Annotated in this window: 23 protein-coding genes; 8 read left to right on the top strand and 15 right to left on the bottom strand. The window is 66.8% G+C overall.

Going from position 1 to position 23301, the window contains the following annotated elements:
- Positions 1-149 precede the first annotated feature (149 nt).
- On the bottom strand, positions 150-1094 hold the full coding sequence (locus ACQY9P_RS14105; RefSeq protein ID WP_421738654.1) for an RcnB family protein: 945 nt from the start codon (positions 1092-1094) through the stop codon (positions 150-152).
- A 105-nt stretch (positions 1095-1199) separates the two neighbouring features.
- Between ACQY9P_RS14105 and ACQY9P_RS14100 the strand changes: the two genes are divergently transcribed.
- From ACQY9P_RS14100 to ACQY9P_RS14085, 4 genes are all read left to right on the top strand, one after another.
- Positions 1200-1754, top strand: a complete 555-nt coding sequence (locus ACQY9P_RS14100) for a DUF924 family protein (RefSeq protein WP_421738655.1) — start codon at positions 1200-1202, stop codon at positions 1752-1754.
- Between the two features lie 65 nt (positions 1755-1819).
- Entirely contained in the window at positions 1820-2770 is a 951-nt protein-coding gene (locus ACQY9P_RS14095) for an SH3 domain-containing protein (RefSeq protein WP_421738656.1), read from the top strand.
- A 97-nt stretch (positions 2771-2867) separates the two neighbouring features.
- Complete coding sequence (locus ACQY9P_RS14090) at positions 2868-3710, top strand: thymidylate synthase (protein WP_421738657.1); 843 nt, start codon at positions 2868-2870, stop codon at positions 3708-3710.
- Complete coding sequence (locus ACQY9P_RS14085) at positions 3707-4138, top strand: PaaI family thioesterase (RefSeq protein WP_428151661.1); 432 nt, start codon at positions 3707-3709, stop codon at positions 4136-4138. The genes ACQY9P_RS14090 and ACQY9P_RS14085 overlap by 4 nt, the downstream gene beginning before the upstream one ends.
- Here the strand turns inward: ACQY9P_RS14085 and ACQY9P_RS14080 are convergent.
- Positions 4135-5157 (bottom strand): zinc-binding dehydrogenase, encoded by a 1023-nt coding sequence (locus ACQY9P_RS14080; protein ID WP_421738658.1) that lies wholly within the window; start codon positions 5155-5157, stop codon positions 4135-4137. The genes ACQY9P_RS14085 and ACQY9P_RS14080 overlap by 4 nt on opposite strands.
- Positions 5158-5251: 94 nt before the next feature.
- Here ACQY9P_RS14080 and ACQY9P_RS14075 point away from each other — a divergent pair, with 94 nt between their 5' ends.
- The 3 genes from ACQY9P_RS14075 (at position 5252) to ACQY9P_RS14065 (ending at position 7254) form a co-directional block, all read left to right on the top strand.
- Complete coding sequence (locus ACQY9P_RS14075) at positions 5252-5764, top strand: dihydrofolate reductase (RefSeq protein WP_421738659.1); 513 nt, start codon at positions 5252-5254, stop codon at positions 5762-5764.
- 85 nt (positions 5765-5849) lie between these two features.
- Complete coding sequence (locus tag ACQY9P_RS14070; RefSeq protein ID WP_421738660.1) at positions 5850-6269, top strand: VOC family protein; 420 nt, start codon at positions 5850-5852, stop codon at positions 6267-6269.
- Positions 6270-6342: 73 nt separating this feature from the next.
- Entirely contained in the window at positions 6343-7254 is a 912-nt protein-coding gene (locus tag ACQY9P_RS14065; RefSeq protein ID WP_421738661.1) for an SMP-30/gluconolactonase/LRE family protein, read from the top strand.
- Between the two features lie 37 nt (positions 7255-7291).
- Here the strand turns inward: ACQY9P_RS14065 and ACQY9P_RS14060 are convergent, their stop codons facing one another.
- From ACQY9P_RS14060 to ACQY9P_RS14040, 5 genes are all read right to left on the bottom strand, one after another.
- Positions 7292-8383, bottom strand: coding sequence for an NADH:flavin oxidoreductase (locus ACQY9P_RS14060; RefSeq protein WP_421738662.1), 1092 nt, complete (start codon positions 8381-8383; stop codon positions 7292-7294).
- Between the two features lie 210 nt (positions 8384-8593).
- Positions 8594-9805, bottom strand: a complete 1212-nt coding sequence (locus tag ACQY9P_RS14055; RefSeq protein WP_421738663.1) for an acyl-CoA dehydrogenase family protein — start codon at positions 9803-9805, stop codon at positions 8594-8596.
- Between the two features lie 5 nt (positions 9806-9810).
- Positions 9811-10101, bottom strand: coding sequence for a putative quinol monooxygenase (locus ACQY9P_RS14050; RefSeq protein ID WP_421738664.1), 291 nt, complete (start codon positions 10099-10101; stop codon positions 9811-9813).
- 96 nt (positions 10102-10197) lie between these two features.
- On the bottom strand, positions 10198-10491 hold the full coding sequence (locus ACQY9P_RS14045; protein ID WP_421738665.1) for a hypothetical protein: 294 nt from the start codon (positions 10489-10491) through the stop codon (positions 10198-10200).
- Between the two features lie 149 nt (positions 10492-10640).
- On the bottom strand, positions 10641-11336 hold the full coding sequence (locus ACQY9P_RS14040; RefSeq protein WP_421738666.1) for a TerB family tellurite resistance protein: 696 nt from the start codon (positions 11334-11336) through the stop codon (positions 10641-10643).
- A gap of 277 nt (positions 11337-11613) precedes the next feature.
- Here ACQY9P_RS14040 and ACQY9P_RS14035 point away from each other — a divergent pair, with 277 nt between their 5' ends.
- Positions 11614-12393 (top strand): hypothetical protein, encoded by a 780-nt coding sequence (locus tag ACQY9P_RS14035; RefSeq protein WP_421738667.1) that lies wholly within the window; start codon positions 11614-11616, stop codon positions 12391-12393.
- A gap of 15 nt (positions 12394-12408) precedes the next feature.
- Here ACQY9P_RS14035 and ACQY9P_RS14030 read toward each other — a convergent pair whose 3' ends face one another.
- The 8 genes from ACQY9P_RS14030 to ACQY9P_RS13995 form a co-directional block, all read right to left on the bottom strand.
- A complete protein-coding gene (locus ACQY9P_RS14030) occupies positions 12409-13851 on the bottom strand; it encodes a GH1 family beta-glucosidase (RefSeq protein WP_421738668.1) in 1443 nt (480 codons plus the stop codon).
- 93 nt (positions 13852-13944) lie between these two features.
- Positions 13945-16176, bottom strand: coding sequence for a putative bifunctional diguanylate cyclase/phosphodiesterase (locus ACQY9P_RS14025; RefSeq protein WP_421738669.1), 2232 nt, complete (start codon positions 16174-16176; stop codon positions 13945-13947).
- A 169-nt stretch (positions 16177-16345) separates the two neighbouring features.
- On the bottom strand, positions 16346-19015 hold the full coding sequence (gene metH, locus ACQY9P_RS14020; RefSeq protein ID WP_421738670.1) for a methionine synthase: 2670 nt from the start codon (positions 19013-19015) through the stop codon (positions 16346-16348).
- Positions 19012-19413 carry a DUF4259 domain-containing protein gene (locus ACQY9P_RS14015; protein ID WP_421738671.1) on the bottom strand — a complete coding sequence of 134 codons (402 nt, stop codon included), beginning with the start codon at positions 19411-19413 and terminating at the stop codon, positions 19012-19014. The genes metH and ACQY9P_RS14015 overlap by 4 nt, the downstream gene beginning before the upstream one ends.
- Positions 19414-19415: 2 nt before the next feature.
- Positions 19416-20495 carry a homocysteine S-methyltransferase family protein gene (locus tag ACQY9P_RS14010; RefSeq protein WP_421738672.1) on the bottom strand — a complete coding sequence of 360 codons (1080 nt, stop codon included), beginning with the start codon at positions 20493-20495 and terminating at the stop codon, positions 19416-19418.
- Positions 20492-21361 carry a subclass B3 metallo-beta-lactamase gene (gene bla, locus ACQY9P_RS14005; RefSeq protein WP_421738673.1) on the bottom strand — a complete coding sequence of 290 codons (870 nt, stop codon included), beginning with the start codon at positions 21359-21361 and terminating at the stop codon, positions 20492-20494. Before bla ends, ACQY9P_RS14010 begins: the two co-directional genes overlap by 4 nt.
- Entirely contained in the window at positions 21358-22317 is a 960-nt protein-coding gene (gene metF, locus ACQY9P_RS14000; RefSeq protein WP_421738674.1) for a methylenetetrahydrofolate reductase [NAD(P)H], read from the bottom strand. The genes bla and metF overlap by 4 nt, the downstream gene beginning before the upstream one ends.
- Positions 22314-23291, bottom strand: a complete 978-nt coding sequence (locus tag ACQY9P_RS13995) for a metalloregulator ArsR/SmtB family transcription factor (RefSeq protein ID WP_421738675.1) — start codon at positions 23289-23291, stop codon at positions 22314-22316. Before ACQY9P_RS13995 ends, metF begins: the two co-directional genes overlap by 4 nt.
- Positions 23292-23301 lie beyond the last annotated feature (10 nt).

Genomic DNA, 23301 nt, shown 5'->3' with positions numbered 1-23301 from the left:
ACCCTTGGCGACGCTGGCTCGCGACCCGGCCAAGGTTTTAGCGCGCCCGGGGCTTTGGCGCCACGCCCACAGGGACGATCCAGCGGCGATCACAACGAAAAAGGGCCCCTCGCCAGGAGGGGCCCTTTGACGCCATCAGGCGAACGTGATCACCAGAACAGGTCGTAATAGACGCTCAGCACCTGACCGGACCATACGTCGACCAGGATGGCGTCGTCGCCGACCCGCACCCACTCGCAGCCGATCGGGGGCTGCGGCAGGTCATAGCGGTACCAGTCCAGATAATAGGACGTGGAGTACCAGCCGCCCGGCAGATAGTCGCCGAACGACCAGCGATTGACGTACCAGCCGCGCGGGTAGCGATAGGCGCCGACCCGGTAGCGTTGCGACGCGTGGAAGCTGGGACGGTAACGGCGCTGGTCGTAGTGCTGCCGACCATTGTCGCGATCGCGATACTGACCGCCGTGACCGGGCCGCCCGCGATCGTCGCCAAGGCCGGGGTTGTCGCGCCCGCCGTTCCAGCCCGTGTTGCCGTTCCAGCCGCCATGGTCGCGGTTCCAGTCGCGACCGCCGCGATTGCCGTCGCGGTTCCAGTCCCTGCCGCCGCGATTGTCATCGCGGTCACCGCCCGGACGACCCTGGTCGGGGCGCCCCGGGTTGGGCCGGTTCTGGTCCGGACGCCCCTGATTGCCGCGATCGCCGTTCCAGTCCGGGCGTCCGCCGCGGTCCTGTCCACCGCGATTCCAGTCGCCGCCTTCGCGAGGGCGCGGCTCCTGAGCCTGGGGCGGCTGGGGCGCGGGCGGCGGAGCCTGGGGTTGCGGCGCGGGGCGTCCGCCGCCGTTCCAGTCGGGCCGATTGCCGCGATCACCGCCGCGATCACCCCGGTCGCCGCCCTGCCAGCCGCCGCCCTGGCGGTCCTGGCCCTGGCGATCACCGCCGCCACGGTCGCCACGCTCGCCGCCTCGGTCACCGCGCGGCCCTTGCTGGGCTTGTTGCTGGTCTCGCTGGGCGGCGACCGCGCCAGCGGATCCGGCTTCCGCCGCCGCGCCGCCCAACAGCGACAGGACCATGGCGGTCGAGATCAGACGCTTCATTTCTTGCTCCAAGGGGCCTTGTGCGCGGCCCCGGCTTTGTCCCTTGATGGCAATATCGGCGCACGTCGATGAACCGCGTTTGAACGACTACGCCAGAGCTTTGTCATGCCAGCCCACCCCTTGGATATTGTCGGATTCTGGCGCTCGGCCGGTCCCCGCAAGTGGTTCGCCAAGGACGCCGGCTTCGATTCGATCATCGCCCTGAAGTTCGAGCAGACGCACTACAGAGCATCACAGCGCCGCTATGACCAATGGGCTCAGACTCCGGAGGGAGCCCTGGCACTACTGATCCTGCTGGATCAGTTCCCCCGCAATCTCTATCGCGGCACGGCCCATGCCTTCGCCACCGATCCCCTGGCCCGCATGTTCGCCCACGCCGCCCTGGCCGCCGGGCACGACCAAGCGACAGAACCCCTGCTGCGGCCCTTTTTCTACCTGCCGTTCGAGCACTCTGAGTCGCTGGCCGACCAGGAATTCTGCGTCGAGCTGTGCGCCACCCTGCAGGCCGACAGCGGCGACGAAAACACCATCAAGTGGGCCCTCGAGCATCGCGACATCATCGCCAGGTTCGGCCGTTTCCCCCATCGCAACGCGGTGCTGGGCCGAGAGACGACGCCCGAGGAGCAGGTGTTCCTCGACGAGGGCGGCTTCGCGGGGTGATCGAAATCTTGGCCGTGCGTGTCGATCCATGTACGGTTGAAGCTACACAGCAGGGGCTTTGGAAAATGAAATATCTGTCTGGCCTGGCCGCCCTAGGCGTCGCCCTTTCGGTCATCGCGCCGGCGCAAGCGTTCTCCCAGGCCAAGGCCAGCAAGGCCCAGCAGATGCAAACCCAGGCGGTCGCCGAGATCCCGCACTGCGCGCGCAAGCTGGGCACCCTGTCGATCATCGACGGCGACGATACGCGCGGCTGGATGCAGTACAATCTGGCCTCGCCGCAAAAGCTGCTCAAGGCCATGGTCCAGAAGTCGGGCTGCTTCAATCTGGTCGATCGGGGCGCGGGCCTCAACGCCGCCCAGACCGAGCGCAACATCGGCGGCAACCTGGGCCTGCAGCGCGGCTCCAATGTCGGCCAGGGCCAGATCAAGGCCGCCGACTACGTGCTGGTCGCTGAGGTTCAGGCCAGTGACAGCAACGCCGGCGGCGGCGCCGTAGCCGGGGCCATCGGCGGCCTGATCGGCGGCCGCGTCGGCGGTCTGGTCGGAGGCATCAAGACCAAGAAGCTCGAAGCCAACACCGTCCTGTCGCTGACCAATGTGCGCACCACCGAGACCGTGGCCGTGCAGGAAGGCTATGCCGTGAAGAACGACATCGGCTGGGGCGTCGGAGGCGGCATCGGCTTCGCCGGCGCTGTCGGCGGCGGCTACGAAGACACAGAGATCGGGCGGATCGTCACCCTTTCGTTCATCAACAGCTACACCAAGCTCGTCACCGATCTTGGCCTTCTGTCATCTGACGTCCCGGCCGCCCAGGCCGCCCCGTCGAAGACCTTCGTGGCCACACGGGTCGTCAATCTGCGCGCAACGCCTGTGGCTGGCGGAAAGCTTCTGCGCGCGCTGCCGGCCGGCTCGATCGTCTATCCCACCGGCAAGAAGCAGGACATGTGGTGGGAAGTGGCCGACGAGAACGACAACGTCGGCTGGGTTCTGAACGCCGGGCTGGAGCCCGCGAAATAGGCTCCATCCCACGCGCGACGAAACGCCCCGCAGGAACCCTCCTGCGGGGCGTTTTTGTGATTGGCCAGGACGTCGATTCGCGTAGGACAGTGTCGCCATGAACGCCGTCTCGCCCATCCTCGCCCAAGCCGCCCCCGCCGACCATCCCGAGCGGCAGTACCTGAACCTGCTCGCCGACATCCTGGATAACGGCGTCGAGCGCGGCGATCGCACGGGCACGGGCACAAGGGGCGTGTTCGGCCGGCAGATCCGCTTTGACCTGTCCAAGGGCTTCCCCGTCCTGACCACCAAGAAGCTGCACCTGCGCTCGATCTTCATCGAGCTGCTGTGGTTCCTGAAGGGCGACACCAACATCGCCTGGCTGAAGGAAAACGGCGTCCGCATCTGGGATGAGTGGGCCGACGAGAACGGCGATCTGGGCCCGGTCTACGGCAAGCAATGGCGCTCGTGGGCGGCGCCGAACGGGCAGTCCATCGATCAGATCCAGAACCTGATCGAAGGCCTGAAGACCAATCCCAACAGCCGCCGCCACATCGTCAGCGCCTGGAACCCGGCCGATGTCGAGGACATGGCCCTGCCCCCCTGCCACTGCCTGTTCCAGTTCTTCGTCGCGGACGGAAAACTCAGCTGCCAGCTCTACCAGCGCAGCGCCGACGTCTTTCTGGGCGTGCCGTTCAACATCGCCTCCTATGCCCTGCTGACCCTGATGGTCGCCAAGGTGGTGGGACTGGAGCCGGGCGAGTTCGTCCATACCTTTGGCGACGCCCACCTCTATCTGAACCATCTGGACCAGGCCCGCGAGCAACTGACCCGCGAGCCGTTCCCCTTCCCCACCCTGACCATCGCCGACAAGCGCGACCTGTTCGGGTTTGAGTACGAAGACTTCAAGCTGGAGGGCTATGAGGCCCACCCGCACATCAAGGCCGAGGTTTCGGTCTGACCTGGGCTACCGATCGCCTGGATCAGCTGAAGGCCGGCGACACGGCCCTGCCGCCTGTTGTCGAGACCCTGAAACTGGGCGGACTGGATGACTGGGGCCCGGGGTGGGCCAGAAAGACCTGGACCCCCTCGCCAGAGCTTCTCAACAGCGACGGCTCGCTGTTTGGTGGCTATCTGGCGGCGCTGGCCGACCAGATCCTGGCCTTCGCGGCCATGACCGCGGCGCCGGCGGACGCGATGTTCCGCACCAGCAACCTGAAGATCGACTTCATACGGGTGGGCAAGGCCGAACCGCTTCGTCTCGAGGGCCGGGTCGTGGCCAAGACGAAGTCGATCATCCACGTCGAGGCCGACTTTTTCCGGCCCGATGGCGAACTGATCGCGCGCGCCAGTGCGCAGCAGATCATTGTTCCATTCGGCCAGCCCTAAGGCTTCAGGACGATCTTCCCGGCCACTCCGGTCGACTGCAGCAGGTCCTGCGCCTTGGCCGCCTCGGCCAAGGGGAAGGTCGCGCCGATCTGAGGCTTGAGCTGGCCCGCGCCGATCAGAGCCAGCACGGCCGCCAGATCCTGGCGATAGGCCTCGGGACGCGCGTCACGCCAGGAGGTGACGTTGTAGCCCACCACGCCCTGGCTCGACGAAAACAGCTTCAGCGCCGACAGGCGATCGGCCAGCAGCATGCGGATCATCGCAGCCGGCCGCATCTTGCCGCCACGCGTGGCGTCATAGCCGCCATAGAGCACCGCCGTGCCGCCGTCGCGCAGGGCGGCGATCGAGGCGGTCTTCAGGTGCGGGCCACCGACATGGTCAAAGGCCGCGACGACTCCGCCGCCGGACAGCGCCCTGGCCCGCTCGGCCACCGGCTCGGCGCGATAGTCGACATAAACCCCGCCCTTGGCCTCCACCACCGCCCGCTTGCCCGCCGAGGCCGTGCCGATCGCCCGCACCCCGACCAGACGGGCCAGGTCCAGCAGCAGCCCGCCGACGCCGCCGGCGGCGCCATGGACCAGAACCCATTCGCCGGGCTGGGCCGAGGCGACGCGGTGGAACATCTGCCAGGCCGTCAGGCCGTTCAGGACGCCGGCCACCAACGCCTCGGCCGCGACGCCCTCGGGGGCGGCGACAAGATGGCTGGCCGAAACATTGCGACGATCGGCGTAGGAGCCCGTCACCGTCAGGGCCGCCACGCGCTGGCCCACCGAGAAGCCCGCGACGCCCGGCCCCAGGGCCTCGATCCGGCCGACCAGATCATAGCCTGGCGTCACCGGCGCCTTGACGCCCGGATAAAGCCCCGTGCGCATGACGATGTCGGCGAAGGCGACGCCGGCCGCCTCGATCGCCACCCGCGCCTCGCCCGGGCCGGGCGGATCCAGGACGACGGAGCGCCCCTGCAACACCTCGACGCCGCCCGTGCGGGCCATGTGCATCTCGAAGGCTGATATCGCCATGTTGGTGTCTCCCCACCCGCAAGTTAACGACGTTCAGATAACTGGCAAGGTCTCTTGTCTGGCGTCCGTCAAAGGGCGAGGCTAAGCAGGAGCCATGATCCCGATCCTTTCCATCGTCGTCGCTCGCGCCGCCAACGGCGTCATCGGTCGTGACGGCGACCTGCCGTGGCGGTTGAAGTCAGACCTGGCCCTGTTCAAGGCCAACACCCTGGGCAAACCGATCATCATGGGTCGCAAGACCTGGGACAGCCTGCCCCGCAAGCCCCTGCCCGGCCGCATGAACGTGGTGCTGTCGCGCGACGGCTCGTTCGAGCCCGCCCAGGCTGTGGTCTGCGAGAGCTTCATGGAAGCCGTGCAGATGGCCCGCGAGCAGGCCGAGGACGATGGCGTCGACGAGGTCTGCGTCATCGGGGGCCGCAGCCTGTTCGAGGCGGCCCTGCCCAAAGCCAAGCGGCTGTACCTGACCGAGGTGGACGCCGAGGTCGCGGGCGATGTCACCTTCCCCGACTTCGACGAAGCCGCCTGGACCGAAGTCCGCCGGGAAGAGCACCCCGCCGGCCCGGACGATGATCACGCCTTCGTCTTCCGCGTGCTGGAGCGGCGCTAAAAATTCAGAGTGCGATGTCGGCGCGGCCAAGGCTCGCGCGTCCTATGGCGCGAAGGCCAAGGCAGGCCCGCAGGAGGACATAGCCATGACAGACATCAGTCCCGAACAACGCGGGCCGACGGGCGGCCTGACTCCCTATCTCTGTGTTGGCGGCGCCGGCGCGGCGGCGGCCTCGACCTTCTACCAGAAGGCCTTCGCGGCCGAGGAGAAGAGCCGCATACCGGCCCAGGACGGCAAGCGGCTGATGCACTGCGCCGTGACGATCAATCGCGACGACCTGCTGTTTAGCGACGGCTTTCCCGAGCATGGCCACCCCGCCCAGCCGCCCGCCGCCGTGACCCTGCATCTGCAGGTCGATGACGCCGACGCCTGGTTCAACCGCGCCATCGAGGCCGGCTGCGAAGCGACCATGCCGGTGCAGTTGATGTTCTGGGGCGACCGCTACGGCGTGCTGAAGGACCCGTTCGGCTTCGTGTGGTCGATCGGCGCGACGCCCAAGGCGTAAACCGCTAGCGGCATTCAAACGCGCGTTTATAGTCTCTCTCATCCGCCCGTCAGAGGCGGTTTGGGAGAGACGCATGGACATCCAACTGGTCGCCGAAGGCCTGCTGTTTCCGGAGGGCCCGATCGCCATGGCCGACGGCTCGGTGATCCTCACCGAGATTCAGGGCCAGCGGCTGAGCCGCATCACGCCTGACGGCAAGCGCGAGACGGTGGCGGACACCGGCGGCGGGCCCAATGGCGCGGCCATCGGTCCGGACGGCGCGATCTATGTCACCAACAATGGCGGCAGTTTCCAGTTCATCGACATGGGCGGCCTGAACGTGCCCGGTCCCACGCCGCCCAGCCACACCGGCGGCTCGATCCAGCGGGTGGACGTCGCGACCGGCGCGGTCACCACGCTCTACACAGAATGCGACGGCAAGCCGCTGGTCGGTCCCAACGACCTGGTGTTCGACAGGCAGGGCGGGTTCTGGTTCACCGACCACGGCTGCTCGACGCCCGACGGCCGCAAGTTCGGCGCGCTCTATTACGCCCTCACTGACGGCTCGAAGATCACCCGCTGGCGCGACCACTTCGTCTCGCCCAATGGCGTGGGCCTCTCGCCCGACGAGAAGACCGTCTACATGGCCGACACCACCCTGGGGCGCCTGTGGTCGTTCGACATCGCCGCGCCCGGCGAGCTGGCGCCCGTCGCCGGCTTCGCGCCCGGCAATGTGGTCTGCAACCTGCCGGGCTATCAGCTGCTGGACAGCCTGGCGGTCGAGGCCGGTGGCAAGGTCTGCGTGGCGACCATCATCAATGGCGGGATCACCGCCTTTGATCCCGACGGTTCGACCGAGCATTTCGCCTTCCCGGACGTGATCGTCACCAACATCTGCTTTGGCGGCGCCGACATGCGCGACGCGTGGATCACCGCGTCGGGAACCGGCAAGCTCTACAAGGCCCGGTGGCCGAGGCCCGGGCTGAAGCTGAACTTCAACGGTTAGCAAAAAGTCCTCCCCCTTCAGGGGGAGGACTGAAAGCCTAGTAGAGAACGCCCAGGGCTTCGCGTTCGAAGTTCTTCAGTTCGTCGTTGCGGCCCTCGCGGATCTTCACGACCCACTCCGGATCCTGCAGCAGGGCGCGGCCCACGCCGACGAGGTCGAACTCGCCGCGATCGAGGCGTTCCAGCAGACCATCGATCGAGGCCGGCTGGCTACCTTCGCCGCCGAAGGCCGCGATGAACTCGCCCGACAGCCCCACCGAGCCCACGGTGATGGTCGGGGCGCCGGTCAGCTTCTTGGCCCAGCCGGCGAAGTTCAGGTCGCTGCCCTCGAATTCCGGCTCCCAGAAGCGGCGTTGCGAGCAGTGGAAGATATCCGCGCCGGCGTCGGCCAGCGGCTGAAGCCAGGCTTCCATTTCCTTGGGCGTGGTCGCCAGGCGGGCCGTATATTCCTGCTGCTTCCACTGCGACAGGCGGATGATCACGGGATAATCAGGGCCGACGGCGGCGCGAACAGCCTTGAGAATCTCGGCGGCGAACTTACCACGCTCGCCGATGGTCGGACCGCCGAAGGCGTCGGTGCGGACATTGGTGCCGTCCCAGAAGAACTGGTCGATCAGATAGCCATGGGCGCCGTGCAGTTCCACCGCGTCAAAGCCCAGGCGCTTGGCGTCGGCGGCGGCCGAGGCGAACGCGGCGATGGTGTCGGCGATGTCGGCATCGGTCATCGGCTCGGTGAAGGGCGTTCCGCCCCGCTTCGACAGTCCCGAGGGGCTATCGATCTTGCCCAGCACGTCCTTGCCCTTGGCGGCGCCCACATGCCACAGCTGCGGGGCGATCAGGCCGCCGGCGTCGTGGACCTCGTCGACCACCTTCTTCCAGGCCGCCAGTTCCTTCTCGCCATGGAAGCGCGGGACATTGGCGTCGTTCAGCGAAGCGTCGCGGGCCACGCCCGTGCCTTCGGTGATGATCAGGCCGACCTGGTTCTCGGCGCGCCGACGGTAGTAGGCGGCAACGTCATCCGTCGCCACGCCGCCTGGCGAGAACGACCGGGTCATCGGCGCCATCACCACCCGGTTGGGCATTTTCAGCGACTTGAATTCAAACGGCTTGAAGAGGGCGTCGAGGGCCATGGGCGCTCCGAAGGAGGTCGGTGTTGGGAATGTTATGAGGCGGGTTGCGATTGTGGACTATGCAGAAAATCTGCAACCGAGCCTGTGCCGGGTTGAGAAGCAGTGCGTCCTTCGAGGCCCGCTTCGCAGGCGCCTCAGGATGAGGAAATCAGAACAGAACTTCCTCATCCTGAGGTGCGAGCCCTTGGCGAGCCTCGAAGGACGCGGGGCCTAAAGCCCCAGAACCATCTTGGCCATGATGTTGCGCTGGATCTCGTTGGACCCGGCATAGATCGAGGCCTTGCGGTAGCTGAAATAGCTGGGCGCGGCGGGCGCGGCGTAGTCGGGGCCCGCGCGGCCCTCATTGCTGGGCGCCCAGGTGTCGCGAACAAACGGGGCGGCATAGTTTCCGACCGCTTCGAGGGTCAGTTCTGTGATCGCCTGCTGGGCCTCCGAGCCCGCGCACTTCAGCATAGACGAAGCCGGTCCCACGGCCTTGCCCGCGCTCTTGCCCGAGAAGATCCGCAGTTCGGCCGCGTTCAGGGCCTCGACCGAGATCTCCAGGTTGGAGATCTTGGAGCGGAAGTCCGGATCGTCGATCAGGCGGCCGCCGTCATCGGCCAGTTCCAGCGTCGCGATCTTGCGCACCTTGTGGATCATGTTCATCAGGCCCGGCGCATAGGCGTTGCCGCGCTCGAACTCGAGCAGGTACTTGGCGTAGGTCCAGCCCTTGTTCTCCTCGCCGATACGATTGGCGATCGGCACGCGGACATTGTCGAAGAAGACCTGATTGATCTCCTGCTCGCCCTCGGCGGGACCGTCCAGGGTGGGCAGCGGCTTGATCTGGATGCCAGGGCTGTCCATGCGCAGCAGCAGGAAGCTGATGCCGTTCTGGGGCTTGCCCTCGGTCGAGGTGCGCACCAGGCAGAACATCCAGTCGGCCCACTGGGCCTGGGTGGTCCAGATCTTCGAGCCGTTCAGCACATAGTCGTCGCCATCGCGCTCGGCCTTCATCTGCAGGCTGGCCAGATCCGATCCCGAGCCGGGCTCGGAATAGCCCTGGCACCACCAGATGTCGGACGACAGGATCGGCGGCAGGTGCTGCTTTTTCTGCGCCTCGGTGCCGAACGCCAGAATGACCGGCGCGCACATCTTCAGGCCCATGGGCGAAGGATTGGGCGTGCCCGCCAGGCTCAGCTCCATGTTGAAGATGTAGCGCTGCGACGGCGAGAAGCCGCAGCCGCCCCACTCCACCGGCCAGTCGGGCGCGGCCCAACCGCGCTCGTACAGCTTCTTCTGCCATTTCACCTGGCCAGCCTTGTCCAGATAGCCGTTCTTGGACTGGCTCATCTGCCGGCGCAGATCGTCGTCATAGGCGGTGGCGATCCAGTCGCGGACTTCCTGCTGGAAGGCCAGATCCTCGGGTGAAAAGGCGAGATCCATGTCTGCTACTCCACCGCGTCCAGATATTCGATCTCGGGACGCCCGGCCATGAACGGCCCCATCGCCGCGCCGCCGGCCTTGAAATAGTCCGTGCCGCCGTGAGCCTTCAGGTCGTCCATGGAGGCGTACAGTTCCAGCACCTTGTAGACGCCGGCTTCGGTCTTGGACTTGGTCAGCTGGTACAGCAGGCAGCCCGGCTCATTGGCCTTCACCTTGGCCGCCAGATCCAGGAACACCGCTTCGAATTCAGAGGTCTTGTCGACCTGGACCTTCAAGGTCGCCACTACACCGATCATGCTCGCCTCCCAACGCTTGTTTGAAAGCAGCATCGACCACGCGGACGCGCGCCGCAAGGGCGACGTTGGGGAAGCGTCAAAATCAGGTGTGGGTGGCTAGGGCCGCTCGTTCCAGCCGTAGGCGACCCAGGAATGGCCGCCGACGTTGCGGGCCTCGATCAGGGTCGGATCATCGCTGGTCTTGGCCTTGACCGTGCGACGCGCCCGAAGGGCCAAGGCCACAAGGCCGAACAGCGCGCTGCCCATGAAACCGATGACCACGACGGTGGCGGCGAAGACGACGGCGAGCACCGAGCCGATCACCACGGCGGCGGACGTCGCCAGCGCGCCGGCAAGCCAAGCCAGGCTACGCAGAGCCGAACCACCGGCCATCGTTGTCGAACCCGTCATCGATCGTCCCTTCCGGGCCTAAGGCCTCACAGCAGCACGTATGGTCAACAAGGTTGGTTCTCGGATGCCGAAGGTCAACTCAACACCCGCGTGAACGATCTGAAAAGCCCATTTCGCCCGAGACATATCGTCTCTGGGTTTTGAGTAGCCTAGCCGGCCGTCGCCAGACCCAGGTCGCGACGCTCGCGCATCACCGTGGTGAAGGCGGCGTTGATCGCGGCCGACTTGGCCTCGGCCACCTCGATGAACTCATTGGGAAGACCCCGCGCCCGCGCCCGATCGGGGTGAGCCGACGACAGAGCCGTCTTCCATGCGCTGCGCACGGTGGCGTCGTCCGCGTCGGCGGGAACGTCCAGGATCGTGTACGGATCGTCGGGACCCGCGCCCATATGCACCGCCCGCAGGCGACGGAACACCAAGGGCGAGAGACCGAACAGATCGGCGACCCGCTCGACATAGTCCAGCTCGTCCTGGGTCACCACGCCGTCGGCCTTGGCGATGTGGAACAGGCCATCGACGACGTCCTCGAGGATCATCGGGCAGGTTCGATAGCGCTTGGCCAGGCGCTTGGCATAGCTTTCGAAGCCATGCGTGGTCTGGCGGGCCAGGTCGTAGAGCCTGTGGATATTGCCTTCCGAGGCCGGATCGGGCTGGAACACCTCGGTGAAGGCCGCGAACTCGTGTCCGTCGGCGCGGCCGTCGGCCTTGGCCAGCTTGGCGCCCAGCGCGGTCACAGCCGTCGAGAACGCCGGATCCTCACCCGGCAATCCGGAAGGACAATCCGTGCAGTCGGCCAGATCGAGCCGGCGCGCGGCGATGCTTGCGATGTTGCGCCAGAAGGTCATGAAAGGCGGAAAAGTCCAGAAGCGTGGCTAAGTTATGACAAGGCAGATACGCGCGGCGGCGCGATACGGATCACGCTTCCATGGCGCTTTCTAACATATTCCGCCGCAACCCCCACCCCGCCCGGGGCAGAATGAACTCGAATTCATACCGGAGCCTTTCGGCGCGCCAGTCGTTATGGCGCAGCTTCGGGGCGACCGGGCGCCATCCTGTGGTCCCATTCGACCTCGAAATGCTCTACTCAACGCGTCACTGCTCTGCACAAGGACTTCCGCCCGCATGGGGAACGCCCTCCTTCTCGCCCTGGCCCTGATGGGACAAGCTCCAGCCACCGCGGCGCCGCCGACCTCGGCCGCGTCGGCGCCGACTGACGACTACGGCTATGTCTCGTGGTGCTATGGGGCGCTGGGCGGCTATGTGGACCTCTATGACAAGGTGATGCCGGAAGTCACCCGCATCGAGAAGGCCTTCCCCAGCCCGGGGGGCGTCGAAGCCTCGCTGAAGGTCTATCCGGAAATGCGCGCCCAAGCCCGCATGGACCTGAAGACCTACACCGCCGCGATCACCGCCGCCGAAAAGGCCAGCCCGCGTCCGATCTCCGAATATGGCCGCCTCGCCATCAACAAGGGCCGCTCGGTCTGGGCGGGTTCGGACGCCACCAACAAGGCGCGTCTGGCCCAGGTGTGGATGAGCTGGTCTCCGCCGGGCGACTGCGAGACCCGCGCCAAGACCCTTGAGAAACGCTCCAACGTGCTGGGCAAGGCGCTGATCTACAACGCCGCGCCCGCTCCGGCTCCCGCGCCAGACACCGCCCCGCAGCCGGCGCCCGAGCCCGTCGCCCCGGCCCCGATCGAACAGGCCGCTCCGCCGGTCGCGGAAACGCCCAAACCCGCCCCCGTGGCCAAGCCGATGGCCAAGGCCCCCGCGCCCAAGCCGATCAAAGCCCCAGCGGCAAAGGCCGAGATCATCATCGACCTCGCCGATCCCAAGCCCTGCGCCGGTCGCCTCGAACCCGCCAAGCGGGGCGGCAAGGACGTTCTGGTCTGCAAGCCGGACTGACTGTGTCCTCCTCCTTCAGGGGGAGGACGGCAGCGCCCCGCTGGCGGCCAAAGCCTTGAACCACGCGTAGGAGGCCTTCTGCGTCCTCACGCCCGTCGCGCGGTCATGCGACACAAGGCCAAACTTCGAGGTGTAGCCCAAGTCCCACTCGAAATTGTCGAGCAGGGTCCAACAGAAATAGCCCCCGATGGGCGAGCCGGCCTCCCGGGCGGCCAGCACGGCCTCCAGATGCCGGCGCAGGTAGTTTATCCGGAAAGTGTCGTCGATGATCGCGGGGCCCTTGCCGAAAGGGTCCGACGCGCCGTTTTCGGTGATCATGACCGGCGGGTTGCCGTAGTAGCGACGCACCATCTCCAGCACCTCGAACAGGCCCGAGGGGTCGATGTGGCGACCAAAGGCGTCCAGTTCAGCGCCCTTCGGCGGCTGAGCCGGCGCGATATGGCTGGCTGAAGCCAGATCCAGCCGCACATAGGCCGGCGCGTAGTAGTTCACCCCCAGGAAGTCGACCTTCTGGCGTGTGATCGCCAAGTCGCCATCGCGAACAACACCCTTGAGGAAATCGTCCATCGCTCCGGGGTAGGCGCCCTTGAACAGGGGATCCAGCCAGGCGCGGTTCCACAACGCGTCCAGCCCGTCCGAAGCCAGGCGGTTCCAGAGCGCGCCGCCCGCCGGCCGACACGGCTGCAGGGCCATGGTGGTGCCGACGCTCAGGTCGCTTCGCGCCGCCCGCAGCGCCTGGATCGCCAGCCCCTGCCCCAGGTTCATGTGGTGGGTCACCGGCCCCAGTTGACCGATGTCCTTCAGGCCCGGAGCCTGCTCGCCCAGCACATGGCCGAACACGGTGTGCACCGCCGCCTCGTTGAGAATGATGTAGCGCTTGAGCCGGTCGCCCAGCCTGTCGACCACCGCGTGGGCGTAGTCGGCCAGGCGATAGGCCGTGTCGCGGTTCTTCCAGCCGCCCTTGTCCTGCAGGGCCTGAGGCAGGTCCCAGTGGAACAGCGTGGCGTAAGGTGTGATCCCCTTGGCCAGCAGGCCATCGACCATCCGCGAATAGTGATCCAGGCCGGCGGAGTTGATCGCCCCCTCCCCGCTGGGCAGCACCCGCGACCAGCTGATCGAGAAGCGATAGGCGTCCAGACCGGCGCCGGCGATCAGGTCGATGTCATCGGCGTAGCGGCGATAGCTGTCGGTGGCGACGCTGGCGTCGGATCCGTCCACGATGACGCCGGGTTTCTTCTCAAAGGTGTCCCATACGCTGGGCCCGCGCCCATCCACGTCGAGCGCCCCCTCGGTCTGGAAGGCGGCGCTGGCCACGCCCCAGACGAAGTCTTTCGGAAATTGCCGCGACCGGGGATGAAGCTCCGTATCGGGCTTGCCCTCGCAGCCGCTGAGGCCAAGCGCCGCTCCACCCAGCGCCAGCCCCGCGAGGCCTCGACGGCTAATGCCTTGATGATCCACGTGACGTTCCTCCCGATCGGAGGTCGTCGCCTCCGTTGAGGCGAGCATGCCGTGGGAAACGGCCGATTGACCAGCCCTACCCCGCCGTAGAGTCTAGCGGCGGGCCTTGGTCGAGACGGCTTCGCGACTGGGCTTGGAGCGCTGCTCGCGAACGCCGGCGATGGCGTCGGCCGGCATGGGACGTCCGAGCAGGAAGCCCTGGAACTCGACACAGCCCAGCTTCACCAGAATGTCGAACTGGGCCTGGGTCTCGACACCTTCGGCCGTGGTCTTCAGGCCCAGCGAGCGGGCCAGGCTGATGATCGCGGCGGCCACCGAGGCCGCTTCGCTGTCTGGCGTGAGGTTGGAGACGAACGAGCGGTCGATCTTCAGCTTGTCGATCGGATGACGGCGCAGATAGGCCAGGCTGGCGTAGCCGGTGCCAAAATCGTCCAGGGCCAGGCGGAAGCCCAGGCGCTTGAGACGACGCAGGGCCTCATGGACGCCGTCACTGTCCTTGAGCAGGGCCGTCTCGGTGATCTCCAGCACGATGCTCGCGGCCTGAGCCCCGGTTTCGGCCAGGATCCCCTCGACCTCGTCGACGAAGCCCGCGGCGCTCAATTGTAGCGCCGAGACATTGACCGACACCTCCAGCCCCGACCAGCGCAGGCTGTCATAGCAGGCGCGCCGGAACACCAAGCGGCCGATGGCGGCGATCAGGCCCGTCGCCTCGGCCAACGGAATGAAGATGGCCGGCGAGATGTCGCCGCGCTCCGGATCGTGCCAGCGGGCCAGGGCCTCAACCCCGGTGATCACGCCGCGGGCGTCGGTCAGCGGCTGGTAGGCGACGGTCAGACGTTCCTGCTCGATGGCGGCGCGCAGGTCGCGCTCCAGCATCTTGCGCAGGCGCAGGGCCGCGTCCATCTCGGGCTCGAAGAAGCAGTAGCGGCCGCGACCGGCTTCCTTGGCGCGATACAGGGCCACGTCGGCCTGACGCAGCATCTCGGCCTGGCCCTGTTCGGCGTCGGAGACCACGGCGACCCCGACCGAGCAAGACAGCTCGGCGCGGCCGATGGTCAGGTCCAGCTCGCCCGACAGGCCCTCGACCACGCGCTGGGCCAGGGTGGCGCAGCCAGCCGGGGTGGTGTCGGGCTGGATGATGGCGAACTCGTCGCCCCCCAGGCGACAGATGGTGTCGGTCTCGCGGCAGATCTGCTTCAGCCGCCGCGCGACCTCGCGGATGACCTGATCGCCGGCGTCGTGGCCGTAGCTGTCGTTGACTTCCTTGAAGCGGTCCAGGTCGATGCACAGCACGCCCAGATAGCCGGGCTTGCGCCGCAGCAGGGCGTGGGCGTGGACCAGACGGTCGGTGAACAGCGTGCGGTTGGCCAGACCCGTCAGCGGATCGTGCAGGGCCAGATGCTTGGCCTCGGCCTCGCTCAGCAGCAGCTTCTTGGCCGCGCGGCGCGTGACCCGGAACAGCAGGACCAGACCAGTGGCGGCGGCGAGGAAGGCCAGACAAAGGATCGGCGTAGCCTGCCGCAGCAGGTCACCGCCCGGCTTGCGGGGCGTCCAGCGCAGCACGATGCCGCGGCCGTCCGGCGCCCGGCCCATGAGGGCCTGAGCGTTTTCGCCCTTGATCTCACTGGCGGGCACGACCTCGATGCGCGCGTCCTTCAGCAGAAAGCGCTCTGAAAACGCCTTCACGATGCTGCTGGCCACCGGCAGGCCCGAGACGATCAGCGGTCCGCGCGGCCCAAGAGTCTTGGCCTTCAGATCGGGGCGCACCAGCGAGACGGTGATCATGACCGGCTCCTCGCCGATCAGTTCGACCCGGCCCTTATGGACGGCGCGAAGCTTGGCCACCTTGACGGGATCGGCCTCGATGGCGCGAACCTGGTCGATCAGGCGCTGGGTCTGGGCGGCATAGACGCCGAACGACCTAGGATCGACGTCCGTGCCGTTGATATGGCCGTAGATGGGCTGGTTGTTGGCGTCCAGCACGAACACGACGCTGTAGCCCAGCGCCCCGCCGATCGAGGCGCCCACATTCTGGCTGGCCCATTCCAGATCGAAATTGTTGTCGAGCTTGTGGATCGCCTCATCCCAGATGACATAGGGATTGAGGGCGGTCTGAACCTCCCGGCCGCGCTGGCGAAGTCCGTTGCCGACCAGGGTCTGCTCATACTGGCGTTCGCGCAGGTCGGCCTGACGCGTGGCGGTGAACAGCAGGCCGGCGGCAAGCAGGATCATGCCCGTCGCCATGCAGACGATCAGGCCGAAGATCTTCAGCTCGATATTGTTGCGGTTCATACGGACGTCCCAGAAGACGGACGTATCGTTCACACCACCTCTTGATGAATTCCTTACCGAGCGGCGTTTCTGGACGTATTGGCGCACATTGTTCGCCAAAAGAGATGCGCTGGCCGATCACCGCGCGATCTGGCGGTATTTTCGTTCACCCGTGGACATCCAGGATCGGGGCGCGCCGACGATGGAGTCGGCTGCCCGCTTTCTATGCCGCGGCCTCCCGCGCCTTCGCGCCGGGATCATAGTTGAGGATCGGCGCCAGCCATTTCTCGGCCTTGGCCAGGTCCCAGCCCTTGCGGGCCGCATAGTCCTCGACCTGATCCAGATCCACCTTGCCAACGCCGAAATAGTGGCTCTTGGGATGGCTGAAATAGAGGCCGCTGACCGCCGCGCCGGGGCTCATGGCGAAGCTCTCGGTCAGGATCATGCCGGTCTGCTCGGTGGCGTCGAGCAGGGCAAACAGCGTGCCCTTTTCGGTGTGATCGGGCTGGGCCGGATAGCCGGGCGCGGGGCGGATGCCCTGATAGGTCTCGGCGATCATGTGGTCGGCGTCCCCCGTCTCGTCGGGCGCATAGCCCCAAAGCTCGACGCGAGCCTTGTAGTGCAGCCACTCGGCGAAGGCCTCGGCCAGGCGATCCGCGAGCGCCGAGGCCATGATGGCGCTGTAGTCGTCGCCGGCGTCCTTGAAGCGCTTGACGATCTCGTCCTCGCCGTGGCCGGCGGTGACGGCGAAGGCGCCGATATAGTCCGCCCCCTGCCCGATCGGCGCGACGAAGTCTGACAACGCGGCGTTGGTCTTGCCGGCCCCCTTGTCCATCTGCTGGCGCAGGGTGTGCAGGCGCGACAGCTCGGCGGTGCGGGTGTCGTCCGTATAGAGAACGATGTCGTCGCCCTGGGCCTGGGCCGGCCAGAAGCCGATCACGCCCTTGGCGCCGAACCATTTCTCGGCGACCACCTTGTCGAGCATCTCGCGGGCTTCGCGATAGAGCTCGGTGGCGGCCTCGCCCACCACGTCGTCCTCGAGGATCTGCGGGAAGCGGCCGATCAGCTCCCAGCTGGCGAAGAATGGCGACCAGTCGATGAACGGGACCAGCTCTTCCAGCGAGGGCTCGAACGCGCGCGTGCCGATGAAGGCCGGCTTGGGCGGCGTATAGCCTGCCCAGTCGATGGCGAACCTCTTCTGGCGAGCTTCCGCGATGCTGGTGCGGGCCTTGGCCGTCTGGCCCCGGGCATATTGCTCGCGGATGCGGATATATTCGGCCCGCGTCTCGGCCTGCAGGCGGTCGCGCTCGCTGGCCGACAGCAGGCCCGAGACCACGCCGACGGCGCGGCTGGCGTCCAGCACATAGGTGGTCGAGCCCTTGGAATAGGCCGGCTCGATCTTGACCGCCGTATGGGTGCGGCTGGTGGTGGCCCCGCCGATCAGCAGCGGGATGGTGAAGCCCTGGCGCTCCATCTCGGAGGCCACGAACACCATCTCGTCCAGCGACGGGGTGATCAGGCCCGACAGGCCGATCATGTCGACCTTGTGTTTGCGCGCCTCGTCCAGGATGCGATCGGCCGGGACCATCACGCCCAGGTCGATGACCTCGTAATTGTTACACTGCAGCACCACGCCGACGATGTTCTTGCCGATGTCGTGGACGTCGCCCTTGACCGTCGCCATCAGGATGCGGCCGGCCTGCTCGCGCGGCTTGCCGGCCTTCTCGGCCTCCATGAACGGCTCCAGCCAGGCCACGGCCTGCTTCATGACGCGAGCCGATTTCACCACCTGCGGCAGGAACATCTTGCCCGAGCCGAACAGGTCGCCGACCACGTTCATGCCATCCATCAAATGGCCTTCGATGACGTGCAGCGGCCGCTCGACCGACAGGCGCGCCTCTTCGGTGTCCTCGTTGATGAACTCGGTGATTCCGTTGACCAGGGCGTGGGTGATGCGCTCGCCCACGCTGCCCTTGCGCCATTCCAGATTGGCGGTCTGGACCTGGCTCTTGTCGCCCTTGTAGCGCGGGGCCAGGTCGACCAGGCGCTCGGTATTGGAGACGTTGGTCCGCTGCGGGCGGTTGAGGATCACGTCCTCGACGGCCTCGCGCAGTTCGGGATCCAGCGTGTCATAGACCGGCAGGTCGCCGGCGTTGACGATGCCCATGTCCATGCCCGCCGCGATGGCGTGGTACAGGAACACCGAGTGGATCGCCCGGCGCACGGGCTCGTTGCCCCGGAAGCTGAACGAGACGTTCGACACCCCGCCCGAGATCCGGGCATAGGGACAGCGCTTCTTGATCTCGCGCGTACCCTCGATGAAGTCGACGGCGTAGTTGTCGTGCTCCTCGATCCCCGTCGCCACGGCGAAGATATTGGGGTCGAAGATGATGTCTTCCGGCGGGAAGCCCACCTTGTCGACCAGGATGCGATAGGCCTTTTCGCAGATCTCGATCTTGCGGGCGGCGGTGTCGGCCTGGCCCACTTCGTCGAACGCCATCACCACCACGGCCGCGCCGTAGCGCAGGCACAGCTTGGCCTGCTCGATGAACTTGGCTTCGCCCTCCTTCATGGAGATCGAGTTGACGATGGCCTTGCCCTGCACGCACTTCAGGCCCGCCTCGATCACCTCCCACTTGGAGCTGTCGATCATCACCGGCACCCGCGCGATGTCGGGCTCGGCCGCCATCAGGTTCAGGAAGGTGACCATGGCCAGCTTCGAGTCCAGAAGGCCCTCGTCCATGTTGACGTCAATGACCTGGGCCCCGGCCTCGACCTGCTGGCGCGCCACCGACAGGGCTTCGCCGTAGTTGCCCTCGACGATCAGCTTCTTGAACTTGGCCGAGCCGGTGACGTTGGTGCGCTCACCGATATTGACGAAGACAGGTCTCATGATTGGCCGTTCAACAGGGATTGCAAACCAGCGATCTGGGTCAGCCACGCGTCGTGGTCTTCCCCTTCCTGCCAGAGTTCGTCGAGTTCGGACGCCGTGCTCACCACGCGGGCCAGGGCCTTGCGGGCGAGGTTGGCCGCGCCTTCCGGCGGCGCGCCCAGGGCGGCCTTCAGATCCGCGTGGTTGTCGGGCAGCACCGACCCCGCGCCCACGCAAGAGGCGACCACCGCGGCCGCGGCCACGGCCAGTTCGGCGTCGGCCTCTTCCAGATAGCCGCTGACATTGGCGGCGTGCTCCATCAGCGTCATGACCATGCGCCAGTCCGGCGCCTCGGTCAGGTCCTCGATGAAGTCGGCCGCTTCTTCGTTGTCGAAAGGTCCGGGAGCCCAGGCGGTCATCTTCAGCCCACCAGTTCGAAGGGTTCGAGGCCCGCCAGGCGCATGGCCCGGGGACGCTCTGGGATCTGACGCGGGGTGACGCCGGCGACGGCCTCGGCCACGTGGCGGATGTGGTCGGGCGTGGTGCCGCAGCAGCCGCCCAGGATGTTGACGAGGCCGTCCGTCGCCCATTGGTGCAGGGCGTGGCCGGTCTGGTGCGGCTCCTCGTCATACTCGCCCATGGCGTTGGGCAGGCCGGCATTGGGATAGGCCGCCACCAGCGTGTCGGCGATGCGGGCCATCTCGGCGATGTGCGGCCGCATCAGGTCGGCGCCCAGGGCGCAGTTGAAGCCCACGGCGAACGGCTTGCAGTGCTTGATCGAGTTCCAGAACGCTTCGGCCGTCTGGCCCGACAGGGTGCGGCCCGAGCGGTCGGTGATGGTGCCGCTGATCCAGATCGGCAGCTCTTCGTGGCCCTCGTCGCGCAGGTCCAGGATCGCCTTGATCGCGGCCTTGCAGTTGAGCGTGTCGGTGATGGTCTCGATCAGGAACAGATCGACGCCACCTTCGTAGAGGGCCGAGACCTGCTGGCGATAGGCCGCATAGACCTGATCGAAGGTCACCTTCCGCGCGCCCGGATCATTCACGTCAGACGACATCGACAGCATCACGTTCAACGGCCCGATCGAGCCGGCGATGAAGCGCGGCTTTTCGGGATGCTCCTTCAGCCAGCGGTCGGCGACCGAGCGGCCGATGCGGGCGCCTTCATAATTGATATCCCAGACGTCCTTCTCGCCCAGACGATAGTCGGCCTGGGCGATGGTGGTGCCCGAGAAGGTGTTGGTCTCGGAGATGTCGGCGCCGGCGGCGAAATAGGCGTCATGCAGCTCGGCCACGAGGTCGGGCCGGGTCAGGCACAGGACGTCGTTATTGCCCTTCATCTGGCCGTCATAGTCGGCGAAGCGTTCGGCGCGGTAGTCGGCTTCCGATAGCTTCTTCTTCTGGAACATCACGCCCCAGGAGCCGTCGAGGATCAGCACGCGCTCCTTGGCGGCGGCCTTCAGGGCGGCGATGCGGCCGGCTCGAGTGGTCAGGTCGGTCATTTGGCCGCTCCCTGCTGGCGCGCCAGCTCCTTGTTGAACGCGGCTTCAGAGGCGGCGACGAAGCGGCCCAGCTCGGTCGAATCGATGAAGGCGTTGTTGTCGCCGCGCAGCACCCGCTGGCGCTTGGCCAGCAGATCGCCCTGCTCTTCGTGGGCGGGCAGGAACACATCGGCCGGCATCAGCTTCAGCTTGGCGAAGGTGGCGCGATAGTCCGAAACGATCTTCGGATAGGTCTTGTTGCCCACCAGGGCGTTACCGGCCACCGAGATGGAGTTGAAGAACACCACGTTCAGCGGACGGCCCTTTTCGGTGACGGACATCGTCCAGGTCGTGCCGCCGATGGTGTGGCCGGGCGTCAGGTGCGCGACCAGCGTGGTCTCGCCAAGCTTGACCTTCTGACCCTCGCCGACGGTGCGATCGACCTTCACGGCCGGAAACGGCGTCAGACCGTTCTCATTGTCGCCGAAGTGGCGGCCCTTCTCCAGGGCCGGCTTGTCCTGCGACGAGGCGTAGAGCTTGGCCCCGGTGTCGGCCTTCAGCTGGGCCAGGCCGCCGGCGTGATCATAGTGAGCGTGGGTGTTGAGCAGGATCTTCACGTCCGACAGCTTGAAGCCCAGCGCGACGATGTTGGCCTCGACCAGCTTGGCGCCCTCGGGCGACATGCCGGCGTCCAGCAGCACATGACCTTCCGAGGAGGTGATCAGATAGGACGAAAGCCCCTGGGACCCGACGTAGTAGACATTGCCCACCACGCGATAGGGCTTGTTGGGCGCCATCCAGGAGGCCGGAGGCCAGGCATCGGCGCGCGCGCCCGGCGCGGCCGCAAGGGACAGGACCACCGAGAGGATCAGGGCCAGGATCTTCATGCGGCGGCCTCCGACGAGATCGGTCCAACCTCCCGCACGCCCAGCACACGGCAGATGGCGTAGACGAGGTCGGCCCGGTTGAGGGTGTAGAAGTGAAAGTCCTCGAAGCCCTGTTCCTGCAGCTTGGCGCACATTTCCGAGGCCACCGAGCAGGCGATCAGGCGACGGGTCTCGGCGTCATTGTCCAAGCCCTCGAACAGATTGGCCAGCCAGGTCGGAACCGCCGTCTGGCAGGCCTGGGACATCTTCTTCAGGCCGTTGAAATTGGTCACGGGCATGACGCCCGGCACGATCGGGATGGTGATCCCGGCGGCGCGCACCTTGTCGACAAAGCGCAGGAAGGCGTCGATGTCGAAGAAGAACTGGCTGATCGCCAGGGTCGCGCCGGCGTCGACCTTGGCCTTCAGCACCTCGATGTCGTGGGCGATCGACGGGCTTTCCGGATGCTTCTCGGGATAGACCCCGACCAGCACCTCGAACGGCGCGATACCGCGCACGGCCCGGGTCAGTTCGGTGGCGTTGGCGTAGCCATCTTCGCGCGGCACATAGACGCCGCCGATGCCGCCCTCGGTCGGCGGAGGATCGCCGCGCAGCGCAACGATGTGGCGAACCCCCGTCTCCCAGTATTCGCGGATCACCTCGTCGACCTCGTCGCGGCTGGCGCCGACGCAGGTCAGGTGAGCGGCGGGCTTGAGGCTGGTCTCGTCCAGGATGCGCTTGACGGTGCGATGCGTACGCTCCCGCGTCGAGCCGCCGGCGCCATAGGTGACCGACACAAAGGCCGGGTCCAGCGGGGCCAGACGGGTGATCGCCTGCCACAGGCTTTCCTCCATGGCCGGCGTCTTGGGCGGAAAGAACTCGAAGGAGACGCGCGGCCGACCACCGCCCTGGCTTTGGCCCCGCTCGCCGGCGCGGGCGACGGGACCGATCACGCGACGCGTGGGAGGAAGGGTCATGCGGCGCTCCTTTCAACGGAACGAACGGCCGGACGGCGGGCCGTCCAGATCTTTACGGTCAGCCCTTCGGCCGAGGACGGCGGCAGGGCGATGTTGCTTTCAAGCACAAGGCCGGCGGCTTCGAGCCAAGGCGTGATCTCGGCGTCCGAGAAGCCCAGGCGGCGATGCTGGTGCGCCTCGCGCAGGAACTCGTGGCCGTGCGGCGCGAAGTCGGCGATCAGCAGCAGCCCGCCATGGGCCACCAAGCGAGCGGCCTCGGCCACGGCGGCGGCGGGGTCGCCCAGATAGTGCAGCACCTGATGGACGGTGACCAGATCGGCGCAGCCGCCCGGCAGGCCGGTGGCGAAGATGTCACCATGGCGCAGTTCGCATCGGGGCAGGCCGGCCTTGGCCACCTCGTCGCGGGCGATGTTGAGCATCTGCTGGGAGAGGTCCAGCCCCAGGGCGGAACCGGACCGCTGGCCCAGCAGGGTCAGCATGCGACCCGCGCCGGCGCCCAGATCCACCAGTTCGTCGAAGGGGCCCTCACCCGCCGCGCGCAGGATCGCCGCCTCGACCTCGGCCTCGTCGACATACAGCGACCGGATCTCGTTCCAGCGGGCGGCGTTGCGGGCGAAATAGGCCTGGGCGCCGGTCGAGCGTTCAGCCCGGACCCGAGCCAGCTTCTCGGCGTCGGCGCGCACGGCGGGATCATCGGCGTCGATGAGGTCCAGCGCCTGCCCGACCAGGCCGCGCCCCGGCGACTTGCCCGCCAGGCGATAGAAGACCCAGGCGCCGTCGGGGAACCGCTCCACCAGCCCGGCCTCGGCCAGCAGCTTTAGATGGCGGGAGACGCGGGGCTGGCTCTGGTCCAGAATGCCGCACAGCTCCAGCACCGAAAGTTCTTCGCTGGCGAGCAGCGCCAGCAGACGCAGACGGGTGGATTCCCCGGCCGCGCGCAGCACCTCGACAACCTGTTCGGCTGATAGCTTCATAGGGACATAA

Source organism: Caulobacter sp. (assembly GCF_965279145.1).
Taxonomy (GTDB): domain Bacteria; phylum Pseudomonadota; class Alphaproteobacteria; order Caulobacterales; family Caulobacteraceae; genus Caulobacter.
Note: the sequence above shows the minus strand (reverse complement) of the source record. Positions and strands in the feature narration are given on the sequence as shown.